The sequence below is a fragment of the Lacibacter luteus genome (genome assembly GCF_004118265.1).
In the GTDB taxonomy this organism is placed as follows: domain Bacteria; phylum Bacteroidota; class Bacteroidia; order Chitinophagales; family Chitinophagaceae; genus Lacibacter; species Lacibacter luteus.
In genome coordinates this window covers 192,529-207,445 of record NZ_SDHW01000006.1, presented here as the reverse complement: position 1 = coordinate 207,445, position 14,917 = coordinate 192,529, and the positions used below count along the sequence as shown (strand labels likewise).

Below are 14,917 nucleotides of genomic sequence, written 5' to 3'. Positions count from 1 at the left end.
ATCCGGGGCTTTTAATTTAGAACAGCTGTAAACGAATATTAACCAGTAGTTTAATGAGCGGCAGCAGGCTTTTTTTTGCTTAACACTAAGCGGAAAAAAGTGTTACTGTATTTATAATCGCAATGAGATTAAGATCTCGGGAAGGTTAAAATCGGTTAAGTATTGAGCAAATAACAGCATTGAAAATACTCCTGACTAAGGTAGTTTTGGATGAGAGGCGAAATTAAACTGCTTGTTTCTGTAGCGTACGCAACAGATTTTAAAGAAAGGAATCAGTAATTAAAGTAATCCCGAACAGGTTTAGTTCTAATTTCAGCTTTCGATCATTTACTCATTTTGCAATAAGGAAACATGAATTTTCTTTCGAATAAATTAATTGCTGCAATTATACCGGCATCAGTTTTCAGCTGCTCTGTTTTACACGCACAGGTAAAAAACGATTACCCCATACAACCTGTTGTGTTTACACAGGTGCATGTAACCGATCAGTTTTGGGCTCCAAAGATCAATGTAAATGCAGATGTAACCATTCCCTATACATTGGAACAATGCAAACGTACAGGCCGCATTGATAATTTTCTCCGTGCTGCGGGTGTTATTCCTGTTGATACATTAACAGCATTCACATTTGATGATACCGATCTGTATAAAGTAATTGAAGGAGCATCGTACAGTTTGCAAACGAAGAAGAATGCATCGTTGGAAAAGTATTTAGATACGCTCATCAATGTTATTGCTGCTGCACAGGAACCCGATGGTTATCTCTACACTTTCAGAACCATGAAACCTGCCAAACCGCATGAATGGGTGGGCGGCAAACGTTGGGAAAAAGAAGAAGACCTGAGTCATGAATTATACAACAGTGGACACTTATACGAGGCAGCTGTTGCACATTACCTTGCTACAGGAAAAAGATCCTTACTCAATATCGCAATAAAAAATGCCGATCTGTTGGTAAACACTTTTGGCTGGGGCAAGGAAGAAAAATTTCCCGGTCACCAGGTAGTAGAAATGGGACTGGCACGTTTGTATCGTGTAACAGGAAAGAAAGCTTATCTCGATCTTGCAAAGTTCTTTCTCGATCTCCGTGGTAAGAAAGGCCATCTTAATCATGAATACAGCCAGGCACATGTACCGGTAGTTGATCAGCATACAGCTGTTGGGCATGCAGTACGTGCAACATACATGTACACAGGTATGGCCGATGTGGCAGCACTCACCGGCGATCAGCAATATCTATCTGCAATTGATGACATCTGGCGTGATGTCATCAGCAAAAAAATATATATCACCGGTGGTATTGGTGCAACGGGCAATGGCGAAGCATTTGGTGCAGCGTTTGATCTGCCCAATATGAGTGCTTATGCTGAAACCTGTGCATCTATTGCCAATGTTTATTGGAACAGCCGCATGTTTTTATTACACGGCGATGCAAAGTATATTGATGTGTTGGAACGTGTAATGTACAACGGGTTACTATCAGGTGTTTCATTAAATGGTAAACGTTTTTTCTATCCTAATCCATTAGCATCACTTGGTCAGCATCAGCGAAGCGAATGGTTCAGCTGTGCCTGCTGTATTTCAAACATGACTCGTTTTCTTCCATCGATGCCGGGATATATCTATGCGCAAAATAAAAACGATCTGTATGTAAATCTTTTTGTAGGCAGTTCGGCAAGTATCAAATTACCTGCTGCAAAAGTTGAGCTTACACAAAACACCAATTATCCGTGGAGTGGTAAGAATGAGATCAGCATCAATCCCGACAAGAAAACAAGTTTTTCGGTGTATGTACGTATTCCAGGTTGGGCAATCAACGAACCTGTGCCCGGCGACTTGTATACCAATAGCAAGAAGAATGTAAAGCCGGTAACAATATTATTGAATGGCAAAGCTGTGAAGTATGAAATGAAAAAAGGGTATGCTGTTATTACAAGAGTATGGTCGAAGAATGATAAGCTGCAGTTAGAGCTTCCAATGGACATACAAAAAGTAATAGCGAACGATGCAGTTGCAGCAAATAAAAATCGTTTTGCATTGCAAATGGGCCCCATCGTTTATTGTTTGGAAAGTCCCGATAACAACGATTCGGCTGTGATGAACATTGTAGTTGATCAAAATACCGTCGTTAACACAACCTATCAACCAAACTTACTTAATGGTGTAATGACGTTACAGATGAAAGGCTTCGCTACCAAACGGCAGGAGCAAAGTAATCAACTGTTGAAAACAGAGCAGGAGGTAACTGCTATTCCTTATTATGCATGGGCTAATCGGGGACCATCGGAAATGGAAGTATGGATTCCTTATAACGAATCGGCAGCCCGTCCAAAACCGGCTTCAACCATTGCATCAAAAAGCAAGATATCAGCATCGGTTAAAAATAAAATGATGTACAGGTCGCTCAACGATCAGTATGATCCTGTTGATTCTAAAGACCCCGGCGCTTCTTACCTGCATTGGTGGCCAAAGAAAAATACAACTGAATGGGTGCAGTACGATTTTGATGCAGCGTACACTGTTTCCTCATCAAAGATCTATTGGTTCGATGACGGTCCCTGGGGTGGTTGCCGTATTCCTGCAGCATGGAAAATTTATTACCTCGATAACGGACAATGGATACCTGTAAAGAATACAAGTGCATACGAAATACAGAAAGATAAATTCTGCACAGTAAATTTTGAACCGGTAAAAACAACTGCTTTAAAAATTGAAGTACAGTTGCCGGCAGAATATGCAACCGGTATACACGAATGGATCGTACAATAAATAATCCAACTGGATCTGAGCTGTCACCGGAAAATTATTAGTCTACTGAATAGGTAGATTGTAGTAAGTTTGCAGCAACTATTTTTTCATGGTTACAGATTTTAGTAATTTTACGTCAGTGGATACAGTAGCGCTATATACCGATGAGTATTTGCTTCAGCAAATAGCAGCAGGCGACAGGGATGCGTTTTCAACGTTATATAACCGTTACTGGGATGAGTTGTTTACTACTGCCGCTAAAGTATTAAGAGGTACAGAGGAAGCGGAAGATGTATTGCAGGATGTTTTTCTTTCATTCTGGAAAAGAAGAAATGAATTAAATATCAACGGTTCTCTGGCTGCTTATCTCCACACAAGTGTTCGTTACAAAGCCATACATTATATTGAAAAAAATATAACCCGCCGGGATTACCTCGCCTTACTTACAAATGTTGCGGTAGAAACACTGCCGCCCGATTCGGAGTTACAACTTCAGTTTAAAGAAGTACAGCAACTGATCTCCAATGCAGTTGCCGAAATGCCTCCCAAGATGCAGGAGGTATACAAACTCAGCAGGCAACAATACCTCAGCCACCAGGAAATTGCCGATAAACTGGGTATTTCAGCAGAAACGGTAAAAAAACATATTCAGCACGCCCTTGCCATGATCAAAACCGCCCTGTCCAAATCATCTGTACCTGTTTCCGTACTGCTGGGCTGCCTCTTTAAATAATTATTATTTTTTATTACCCCCTCGGGTTTAGTTGGCGGACATCTTTAATAAGAAACGCATTTTATGAATTTGAAAGCTGCTAACGATTTGCTGCAACGCTACCTGAATAATGAATGCACTGCTGAAGAAAAGAAGCTGGTGGAAGATTGGTATGGTCACTTATTAGAAACGGGTGATCTGCAATTATCAGCCGAAGAAAAACTGGTAGTAAAGCAACGAATGGAGAAAAATATCCTGCAACAGATATCCGGATCGGAGTCTGATGCAGGAGGGAAGGTTTATAAAGCACAGTTCAACTGGCGAAAAGTTTGGTGGGCTGCTGCAATAGTAGTGGCGCTCTTGAGTGCTGGTCTGTTTGTGTTGACCGATCGTACAGAAACAAAAACAGAATTGGCTCAGAACAATATAGAAGCTGATGTACAAGCGCCGGAATCGAACAGGGCAGTGATCACACTGGCAAACGGACAAAGAGTATATATCGACAGTGCTATCAATCGCCAATTATTGCTACCGGGCAATATGAAACTGGTGAAGCTGCCAAGTGGAGAAATTGCTTATGAACTGGATGAAACTGCAGCAGGAAGCAACATCAGTTATAACACTGTTTCAAATCCTAGGGGCAGTAAAGTTCTTTCAATGATGTTGGCAGATGGTACAAAGTTTTGGTTGAACGCAGGTTCTTCACTTACATACCCGGTTGTATTTACAGGTGATGTAAGGAAAGTAGAGATAACCGGTGAAGCATATTTTGAAGTGGCACATAACGACAAGCTGCCGTTTGTTGTTGCCAAAGGTGAAACGGAAATAAAAGTATTGGGTACGCATTTTAATGTAAATGCATACCATGATGAGAAGGAATTAAAAGTAACACTGCTCGAAGGTGCAGTGCAGGTGCAGAATGGTAAAGAAGCATTACTGTTAAAGCCAGGCCAACAGGCAGAAGTTGAAACGGGTATTAAGCTGGTTGATGGTGTAGATATTGAACTTGTAATGGCCTGGAAGAATGGAATGTTTGCTTTTCATGATGCAAGTGTGCAGGAAGTGATGCGGCAACTGGCAAGATGGTACGATGTTTCAGTGAGGTACGAAGGGACAATACCTGTTCACTCATTCAGGGGGAAAATTCAAAGGGATAATAACCTGTCGGTGGTATTGCAGATTTTGGCAGAAGCAAATATTCATTACAAGATAAACGGTAATGAAATAGTGGTAACAAAGTAGAACCTGAACGAATTAATTCAAACAAAAAACCGGGCGTGTTGGAAGCACTACCCGGCGAACGGATGAATTAATACAATTGACATAGTCTGGCGACTTATTTATTGTTTAACCCAAACCAAAACAAAGTTATGTTTTTAACGGCTCTTGGTAACAATTCTCTATGGACGCATGTGTTACCATCACAAAAACTGCTGCGGATCATGAAACTATCTGTCTTCATTATGTTTCTGGCCTGCCTTACCGCAAGTGCAGGCGGCTACGCCCAAAAGGTTTCTATTTCAGAAAGAAACGTTTCTCTCGAAAAAGTATTCCGGATCATCGAGGTGCAAACCGGTTATGTTTTTTTCTACGATTATTCGGTACTGAAAAAAAGCAAATCGGTTTCGTTGAAAGTGAATAACATTTCACTGGATGAAGCGCTTGCTCTTTGTTTTAAAGAGCAGCCTTTAACGTATTCGATCCTGAACAAAACCATTGTTGTAAAACAAAAGCAGGAAGTGGTTACTACGTCGCCTGCAGCGCCCGAAGTACCACAAGCCCCGCCACCTGTGGAAGTAACAGGTGTGGTAAAAAGCCAGAACGCCGACGAGCCGTTGATCGGTGCTACGGTAAAAGTGAAATCTGCCAGCAAAGCTGTTACAACAAATGGAAAAGGACAGTTTACCATTTCAGTTGATGAAGGTGCTGTACTTGTAATTTCCTATGTTGGTTATGTAGATAAAGAAATTAAAATTCAGAAAGCCGGTTATTACGAAGTAAAGCTGGAAGTTTCCAGCAAATCAATGAACGATGTAGTTGTAACGGGTGTGTTTTATCGTCCGAAAGCAAACTACACAGGTGCTGCAAGTTCATTCTCTGGAGAAGACCTTGCAAAAGTGAGTAATAACAACCTGCTTACTGCATTAAAATCAGTTGATCCTTCTTTTCAATTACCGGAAAATATCAATTTAGGTTCAAACCCTAATGCATTACCGGAAGTGGTATTGCGTAGTGGTAACAGTTTGGTTGATCTGAGTCAGCCAAACAATACACCTTTCAGTTATACAACAGGTGTTAACACACCGCTCTTCATCTTAGATGGTTTTGAAGTATCGCTGCAACGTATCAACGATCTTGATATGAACAGGATATTGAAAGTAGACATCTTAAAAGATGCGGCCGCAACTGCTATTTATGGTTCAAGAGCAGCTAATGGTGTTATCGTTATTGAAACCATTCGTCCGAAAGATGGTAAGCTTCGTTTTTCGTACAATGGTAATTTATCCATTGAAGCACCAGACCTCAGCAGCTATGATCTGTTGAATGCAAGAGAAAAATTTGATATAGAAAATAAAGCGAACGCTTATACATTCTACAACTGGAATTTTCGTGAACAGGATCTTGCGTTTTATTACAATGCACGTCTTGCAGCCATCAACAGCGGTGTTAATACCGATTGGCTGGCACAACCGGTACAAACAGGTATTGGGCAAAAGCATAATATTTATGTTGAAGGTGGTGGTAACAATGCATTGTATGGCATTAACCTTACCTATAACAGAATTTCCGGTGCAATGAAAGGTTCTAACCGTCAGAACATGTCGGGTAATACCTTTTTGTCGTACAGGGTTAAGAATTTCCAGTTCAGAAACGATCTGACGATTTATAACAACAAAGCAAACAACTCGCCTTACGGTTCGTTTTCGCAGTATGCACGTTTAAATCCATACTGGAGCCCGTACGACAGTGCAGGTAATCTGAAAATCTATCTGGAAGATGTAAGAAATCTTTCAGGTGCAAGATTAACCAACTTCGATACCTATGACAATCTTGATGGACAGGCTGTTGGTCGTCCTACAAATCCATTGTACAATGCAAGTCTCAATATTGTTGATCAAACATCGTACAACAGTATTGTCAACAACTTTTCATTACAGTGGCAGGTAAAACAATGGTTGCGTGTTTCAGGTCGTGTTGCTTATCAATACCAGGCCGATGAGTCGGATAAATTTTTACCGGCACAACATACATCCTTTGTATCGAAGCCAACGTTTGAAAAAGGTACTTATACAAAAGGCTACGGTAAAAAGAATAATATTGAAACCATGCTTACTGCCGATGTAAACAAAGCAGTAGGTGCTCACATGATCTTTGGTACTGTTGGTGTAAACACAAGCCAGGCAAAATATCATACTGAAAGTTTTATGGTGCAGGGTTTCCCTAATCCAAATCTTGATCAGTTGGTGTTGGGTAATCGTTTCCCTGATGCTACAAAACCAACAGGTACAGAAAGTATTTCACGTATGATTGGTTTCTTAAGCAACCTTAGCTATTCATACGATAACAAATACCTTCTTGATCTTTCGTACAGAATTGATGGTTCATCACAATTCGGAACAGACAAACGTTTTGCTCCGTTCTGGTCGGTTGGTGCAGGTTGGAATTTGCACAACGAAAAATTCTTTAAAGATCATTCGATCATCAACCGTTTGAAGCTTCGTTATTCATTTGGTTACACCGGTTCGCAAAACTTTGCAAGCTATCTTGGTTTAACTACCAGCCAGTATTATACCGATCGTGAATACCGTGGTGTCATCAGCACTTATCTGTTAGGCTTTGGTAACTCAATACTTGCATGGCAAAAAACACAGAAGAATAATATTGGTGCTGATATCACTTTGTTTAAACGCCTCGATATCATTGCCAACTACTTCGTTGAAAAAACACAGGGTAGCATTGCTTCGATCTCTACTGCACCATCAACCGGTTTCAACTCGTATGCAGAAAACATGGGTGATGTAATTGGCCGTGGCTGGGAACTCAATACACGTTTCAACATACTGGCAAATCCTAAACGCAGAGATAACTGGAGTGTGTTTGTAAACATGTTCTCTGTTAAAAATAAAATTGAACGAGTATCGAACACCATCGCTAAACTCAACGAAGCAGCAAACAACACAAAGAGTTCACGCCCCATCGTCCGTTATGCAGCTGGTCAATCAACAACTGCAATCTGGGCAGTGCCATCAAAAGGTATTGATCCATCAAACGGCTATGAAATTTTTGTAAAGAAAGATGGTACGTTAACCAATGTGTATGATCCACGTGACCAGGTGATCGTTGGTGATCTGCGTGCAGATGTAGAAGGAACATTCGGTACAAACTTCGAAAAGAATGGTATTGGTTTTAACGTGTTCTTCCGTTTCCGTTATGGTGGACAGGCGTATAACCAAACATTGATCGAACGTGTAGAGAATGTAAACGTTGCTTTATATAATGTTGACAGAAGGGTAGCAGAACAACGTTGGTTAAAACCCGGTGATGTAACCTTCTTTAAAGGATTGATCGATAATGCAGGGTTTGCAATTACAGAACCAACGTATGCAACTTCACGTTTTGTGCAGGACGATAATTCAATTTCACTGGAGAATATTTCATTGTACTACCGTTTCTCTGATCAGTTTAATAAGCGACTGAAAGTAGAGAACACAAAAGTTACGCTGTACAGTGGTAATATGTTCTGGATGTCATCTATCAGAAGAGAGAGAGGTCTTGACTATCCATTTGCAAGAACCTTTACAGTTATGTTACAAACATCGTTCTGATCCATTCATTAACCTAAACTGATTACAATGTTGAATACATTAAAATATAAAAAGCAAAATTTCCTGAAAGGGAAACTGCATTTGAAAGCAGGGCATCTGTTACTACTTGTGCTTTTGCTCTCAGCAAGCTCCTGCAAAAAATGGCTGGCAGTAAGTCCTGCTACGCAGATAAAAGAAGATAAACAATTTTCTACTCAACAAGGATTTGTTGATGCCTTGTTTGGTGTGTACCAGAAAGCAGCCGGTACAAACGGTTACAGTTACAATGCAACCTATGGTTTTGTAGATGTAATGGCACAGTTGTACGAAAACAAAAGTTCGCAAACAACAACCTGGTACGGGCAAACAGCTCGTTACAATTTTGTTTCGGAAGTAGCAACACAACAAAATGTACGGAGTACGATCAATAATATCTGGGGCAACTCCTATGCAAGTATTGCACAGGCGAATTATATTTTGAAGAATGTTGATTCACGCCCCGGTGTATTATCGCCTGCTGCCTACAAGATTATTAAAGGTGAAGCATTGGCCTTGCGTGGTTTTTTACACTTCGATCTGGTGCGTTTGTTTGCACCTGCTTATACAGATGCAGCAAGTGCAGCTGCAAATGCCATTCCTTATATGGAAGCATTCACCGTTACACCACAAGCGAAATTAACACTTGGCGCTGCATTGGATAAATGCGAAGCCGATCTGAAAGCAGCTGAGGTTTTACTAGCCGATCATCAAACGATCGATCAGATAGCTTTGAACCAGGGTTCAACATCTGCCGATCTGTTTTTAATGTTTCGTCAGAATCATTTAAACTATTGGGCAGTAAAAGGAATGCTCGCAAGATTGTACATGTACAAAGGCGATAAAACAAATGCATTGAAATATGCATTGGAAGTGATCAATAGTGCCAAGTTCAGCTTTGCATCACCAACAACATTGAGTGTGGATGCTACAACTACTGCATCAGATATGACCTTCAGCAGTGAGCATCTGTTCTCCTTTTATGTTTCCGGTTTAAAAGGCATCAGTGATAATTATTTTAAAAACTCAACTGCTGCAGGTGGCGATGCCAACGATCTGTTTTCAACCAAAGCAAAACTCACTGCTTTGTATGAAACATCAGTAGTTGGTTATGGTACCGACATCCGTAATCCTGATGCATCAAAAAGTTTGTGGACACAGGTTACAACAGGTGTTGTTTATACCAAAAAATATTATTCGGATAATGTGGCCAATGTAAAGCAGTTTCTGGTTCCTGTATTGCGTTTGCCGGAGATGTATTACATCGCAGCAGAAGCAGCAGCAACATACACCGATGGTTTAACGTATCTCAATGCTGTACGTACTGCACGTTTATTACCTGCTCTTACAACAGCTTCTGTAACATCGGATGCGGTATTGAATGCCGAAATACAAAAGGAATACCGTAAAGAGTTTTATGGTGAAGGACAGATCTGGTATTATTTCAAGCGCAAGAATGTTACCACCATTCCTGATGGAGTTGGTAACCCAATGACGGCTGCTAAGTACACACTGCCTCTTCCTTTGGCTGAACTTGAATTTGGTAAATAACAAAACAAGAAACATGAACTTATTTAATTCATATACACGCATCATTGCAACACTGGCAATTGGTTTGTCGCTTGCCGGTTGTTCAAAGAACGACAGACTGATGTACGAAGAAGATCCACGTATTTACTTTTACACAAGCGCTGTTGTAGACTACACATTTGCTGTAAGACCTGCATCGTATACAGTAGATACATTGTACATGCCCATCCGCATTATGGGTTCTGCGCAAAACAGGGATCGTACGTTTAATTTAAAAGTAGAAGACAGCTCTACTGCAAAGCTTGGTTATCACATAACCTTTGCTCCGCTGGTAATTCCAGCGAATACGTACCAGATATCATTGCCTGTTTATCTACATCGCAAACCGGGTTTAAAAGACAGTATTGTAACTGCACATATTTCTATTGTTGAATCTGCCGATTTTAAGTTGGGTTATATTAATGGTGTAACAGGTACCGGTACAACAGGCGTGTTAGATCGTTTGCATTACCGTATCAACATCACCGATCAGTTAACAAAACCTGCGAACTGGGAAACTGTTTGGGTGAATTATTTTGGTGTTTTCTCCAAAGTAAAATTCCAGTTCCTTATACAGGTTACCGGCCGTACATCATGGACAAGCACAGGTCTTCCACAAGATCTCAACTTTATGATCCAGACAGCCAAGTATGCTTTGTACAACTACGAACTGGCAAACGGACCATTGATCGATGAATTCGGTAACAGGGTGGTTTTCCCATAACTTAAAACAGCAACACAATGAACAAGCAATCATTTTATATATCATTTGTACTTGTAGCAGCACTGGCATTCTTTGCCGGTTGCTATAAAGACAAAGGCAATTACGATTATACAAGCGTTAATAAAATAACGGTAACAGATGCACGTGCTGCCAACCGGATATTTGTTTTCCAGGGCGATACATTACGTTTGTCGCCAGCAATCACCCAAACTATACAAACAGAAGGATTAACCTATTTGTGGTTTGTGTATAACAACTCTTCAAACAGTGCGTACAATCTTCCGAGAGATACCATCTCCCGTGTAAAGGATCTCAACTATGTTGTCGACAGTCGCATATTTGTATTGGGTGAAAACTATCGGTTGACATTGAAAGTAACTGATCCGAAAACAGGTGTATCAGCATTTATACTTTACGATCTTACTGTATCAAATAAGTTGGGTGAAGGATGGATGCTGTTTGAAGATAAAGGCGGCGAAGGTGATGTATCGATGATCTTACCGAACAATACGATTGAACGGAAAGTGTATTCATCGATCAATCCCACTGCACCTTTAGGTAAACCTGTTGCTATCAATGCAACATCGTTTAGCATTACCGATGATCTTTCATCACCCGGCAAACGTATTTACCTGTTAACAGAAAATGACGGACAGGAATTAAATGCATTAACGCTGCAAAAGAAATTTCCGTTTGGTTATTTGTATTTCGCAACACCTTCTGTTGTGAAGCCAACATTCCAGGGATGGACAGCATACCTCAGTGGCGTAAATCCGTTTCAGCGTATGGGTGTATCAGTTAACAATGGAAAAGTGCATGTAAACCTTGTTGGTGGTTTCCCCGGTATTAAAAAATGGGGTGAAGCATTAAGTACACCTGATGGTGGTTTTGATTATGATATGGCTACAGATATTGCAGGTGCTGCATCATTCTCTGCAACGTATCCGATTGTGATGTTTGATAAGAAGTACAAGCGTTTCTATTCTGTTGGTACAACACGTTTGGCAAGTTTTCCTGCAGCAGCAAGCACTGTGTTTGATATGAACAATGTAGGACTTGATCTGTTGAAACTTGATTCGTCAAATGTTTCAGGTGTGTGGAGTGCGGTAATGAAAGATGCAACAACGCCTTATCTCTTGCAGTTTAAAACATTGGCAACTGCTGCCGATCCTGTTATTACCACAGCAAAGATCAGCATGAATGCACCTGGTTTAACTGGTACAAATGTGATCACCGCTTCAACACTTACACCACATATTTATTATGGTGCAGGTAATACCATCACGAAATACGAAACAACATCAAACACTACAGCTATGTCCTTCAGTTTTGCTGCAGGTGAAACCGTAACAAAACTGGTTTATCAGAAAGTTGTTCCGGGCACAGGTGCTGCACGCCTTGTTGCTGTAACATGGAATGGCACAGAAAGTAAAGTGTACTACTTCACGGTCTCGGCAGTGGGCGATCTTGGTGCTACTTACACAAATGTGTTTACAGGTTTTTCAAAGATTGTTGACCTCGTTTACAAAGTACCATAGTAGTTATTCAATTTAATTGTTCATACACAATACCGGGGACAAAAAATGTCTCTGCTGTCCCCGGTATTGCCTTTTAAAAAAAAAGAAAGCATGAAAAGCAAACTACGATTGTCAGCATTGTTACTGTGTGCACTGTTGCTGGCAACTGCAACAAAAGCACAGACAGTTAAAAAAGGATTTGTTATTACAGGAATAGTGAATGGTATTGATACAGGCAAAGTGTACTTAAGTCATTTTTTAAAAGATGGTACACGGGTAAATGATTCAACAAGACTGAAGAGTGGGAAGTTTGCCTTTAAAGGCGCTGTAAAAGATGCTGATTTTTATTATCTGCGTATGGCAAATGATGGGTTGCCGCTTTTTGTTGAAAACAGCAACATCAGTATTACAGCAAACAAAGGCGAGCTGCGTAAAGCAGCAGTGACAGGTTCAGAAACACATATACAGTTTAAAGAGTGGAGCGAACTGTGGAGTGCTATTACAAGCAGGGCCGGAGAATATTATCGTTTGCTTGCTACGGGTAAAAAAGACAGTACGGGCAATGTAACCATGCAAACCGATTCAGTTGTGCGCAAAGCATTTGATGATGGTATGGCTGCATTAACCATCAGTACTGATAGTGCCATTAACGTCATGGTTTCAAAATATCCATCATCGCCTGTTACTGCATACGTTATCATTGACCGTTATATCAATTATACCGATCTGCCCCGTGTAAAAAAGTTCTTTGCATTGCTCGACAGTAAAGGAAAGAATACATCGTTCGGAAAACAGATATCAGAATATCTCTTGATTGCTGCCAAAACTGAACCGGGGGCTACACCAACATTTGCTATTGCCGATACATCAGGAAAAATATTAAAGCTCTCTTCGTTAAAAGGAAAATATGTACTGGTTGATTTTTGGGCAAGCTGGTGTGTGCCCTGCCGCAGAGAAAATCCAAACGTAGTAAAAGCGTATCAAAAATATCATGAGAAAGGATTTGAGATCGTTGGTGTTTCGCTCGATACAAAAAAAGATATGTGGATGAAAGCAATTGCCAAAGATGGATTGAACTGGTACCATGTAAGTGATCTGAAAGGATGGGAGAGTGGTATTGTAAAAGAGTTGGGTGTTAAAGTGGTGCCTACGAGTTTTCTGCTTGATCCGAATGGAAAAATCATTGCCAACAATTTAAGAGCTGAGTTGCTCTGGGAAAAGCTTGCCGAAATATTTAACTGATAAACATTATTCATCACCATTCATACAGCTGTTGCTGTATTCGTAAACAAAAAGCAAATGAAAAAACTTGGTTTCCTTATTGTTGTAGCAGCTTTGTTCTGCACACAGTCATCTGTTTTTGCACAGACCGGTCGTCCTGCGGCTGATACCCTGCGCAGGTATTACACACGGTTAGCTAATTCAAAAGACCAGGCCGATAAAGATCTGCTTGCCTCAAAAATGTATGAGTTGCTGAAAAGCAAAAACGAAAGCGATTGGTCAACAGCCAGGCAATACTTTTATCAGTTGCAGAAAACAAATGTGTCAGATTCAATTGGTAAAGCCATTAAGATCAAATTTCCATTAGGTGCAGCGGTAAGAAACGAAGAAGCAAGCAAGATCTATGAAGCTAAAACAACTGCAACAAAAGAAGCAGCTTATAAAGCATGGGTGAAAAAATTTCCACCTGCAAAATTCGGTAACGACAGGATCATGTACGATTATGCACGCAATAATTTAGCTACTGCATTTGCCGAAGAAGATAATGTAAAGAAAGCAATGCTGTATGTGAACATGATGGAATCGAAATTCTGGAAAGGCGAAGGCTCAATGGGTTCTATCCGTTCATTTATTAAAAACGGACATTACAAAGAAGCAAAACTGTTGATGCAGGAAGCCATCGATAACGCATACAAATACAAAACCATCTGGAAAGATTCTACCGGTGCAGGTTTTGCAGCAATGGGCTATCCTTCTTATTTAAGTATGTATGCAAACATTCTGCTTGAAAGTAAAGATTACCAACAGGCGCTCGACTATCAGCAAAAAGCATACGATGTAGCGGACAGTACACGCCGCATCGGGATGAACGGAGTGTTTGCAAAAATTTATATGGCATTGGGCAGAGACCAGGAAGCGTTTGATAAATATGATGAACTGGTGCGCCATGGTTTGGCAACACCTGAGGTAAACGAAAATCTGAAAGTGCTGTATAAAAAACTGAAAGGTGAAACAGGGTTTGATGCATACATGGCCGAAGTGCGTAAGATACTTGCAGCGAATGTGCGTAAAGATCTGGCGAAGCAGATCATCAACAAACCGGCGCCAGCATTCAGTCTTGTGAACTTTGAAGGAAAAACAGTTTCATTGGCAGACCTGAAAGGCAAGATTGTGATCGTTGATTTTTGGGCAACATGGTGTGGCCCTTGTAAAGCTTCTTTCCCCGCTATGCAAACTGCAGTAAGCAAATACAAAGACAACCCGGATGTTGCCTTCCTCTTTATTCATACATGGGAGCGTGAAGAGGCGGCAGTTGCTACAGAGAACGCTATCAAGTATATCAAAGAAAATAATTACACATTCAACGTAATGATGGATCTGAAAGACCAGGCATCAGGAACAAATAAAGTTGTTTCAAGCTTTGGCGTATCGGGCATTCCTACCAAATTCATTATCGATAAGAACGGAAATATCCGCTTTAAGTTCATTGGTTTCTCCGGTGGCAACGAACTCGCTGTTGAAGAAATTGATGCCATGATTGAAATGGCTTTGAAAGGATAGTTGTTGCTTCACTTGCCCCGGCCTT

At 40.6% G+C, this 14,917-nt stretch carries 9 protein-coding genes; all 9 read left to right on the top strand.

The genetic code is table 11. The annotated features are described in order from the left end of the window. Positions 1–351: 351 nt before the first annotated feature. A complete protein-coding gene (locus ESA94_RS17540; RefSeq protein ID WP_129132242.1) occupies positions 352–2,769 on the top strand; it encodes a glycoside hydrolase family 127 protein in 2,418 nt (805 codons plus the stop codon). A gap of 88 nt (positions 2,770–2,857) precedes the next feature. Continuing rightward, positions 2,858–3,481 (top strand): RNA polymerase sigma factor, encoded by a 624-nt coding sequence (locus ESA94_RS17535; RefSeq protein WP_129132241.1) that lies wholly within the window; start codon positions 2,858–2,860, stop codon positions 3,479–3,481. Between the two features lie 63 nt (positions 3,482–3,544). After that, on the top strand, positions 3,545–4,702 hold the full coding sequence (locus ESA94_RS17530) for a FecR family protein (protein ID WP_129132240.1): 1,158 nt from the start codon (positions 3,545–3,547) through the stop codon (positions 4,700–4,702). A gap of 200 nt (positions 4,703–4,902) precedes the next feature. After that, the gene (locus ESA94_RS17525) at positions 4,903–8,286 is read left to right on the top strand and encodes a SusC/RagA family TonB-linked outer membrane protein (RefSeq protein ID WP_164972783.1); all 3,384 of its coding nucleotides are present in this window, start codon (positions 4,903–4,905) and stop codon (positions 8,284–8,286) included. A 27-nt stretch (positions 8,287–8,313) separates the two neighbouring features. Beyond that, complete coding sequence (locus ESA94_RS17520) at positions 8,314–9,852, top strand: RagB/SusD family nutrient uptake outer membrane protein (RefSeq protein ID WP_129132238.1); 1,539 nt, start codon at positions 8,314–8,316, stop codon at positions 9,850–9,852. Between the two features lie 13 nt (positions 9,853–9,865). Further along, entirely contained in the window at positions 9,866–10,594 is a 729-nt protein-coding gene (locus ESA94_RS17515; protein WP_129132237.1) for a DUF4843 domain-containing protein, read from the top strand. A 17-nt stretch (positions 10,595–10,611) separates the two neighbouring features. Beyond that, complete coding sequence (locus ESA94_RS17510; RefSeq protein ID WP_129132236.1) at positions 10,612–12,132, top strand: PKD-like family lipoprotein; 1,521 nt, start codon at positions 10,612–10,614, stop codon at positions 12,130–12,132. A gap of 90 nt (positions 12,133–12,222) precedes the next feature. Next, positions 12,223–13,353: a TlpA disulfide reductase family protein gene (locus ESA94_RS17505; protein WP_164972782.1), complete on the top strand. Its 1,131-nt coding sequence runs from the start codon at positions 12,223–12,225 to the stop codon at positions 13,351–13,353. Positions 13,354–13,410: 57 nt separating this feature from the next. Then, positions 13,411–14,892, top strand: coding sequence for a TlpA disulfide reductase family protein (locus tag ESA94_RS17500; RefSeq protein ID WP_129132234.1), 1,482 nt, complete (start codon positions 13,411–13,413; stop codon positions 14,890–14,892). The last annotated feature ends 25 nt before the right edge of the window (positions 14,893–14,917 follow it).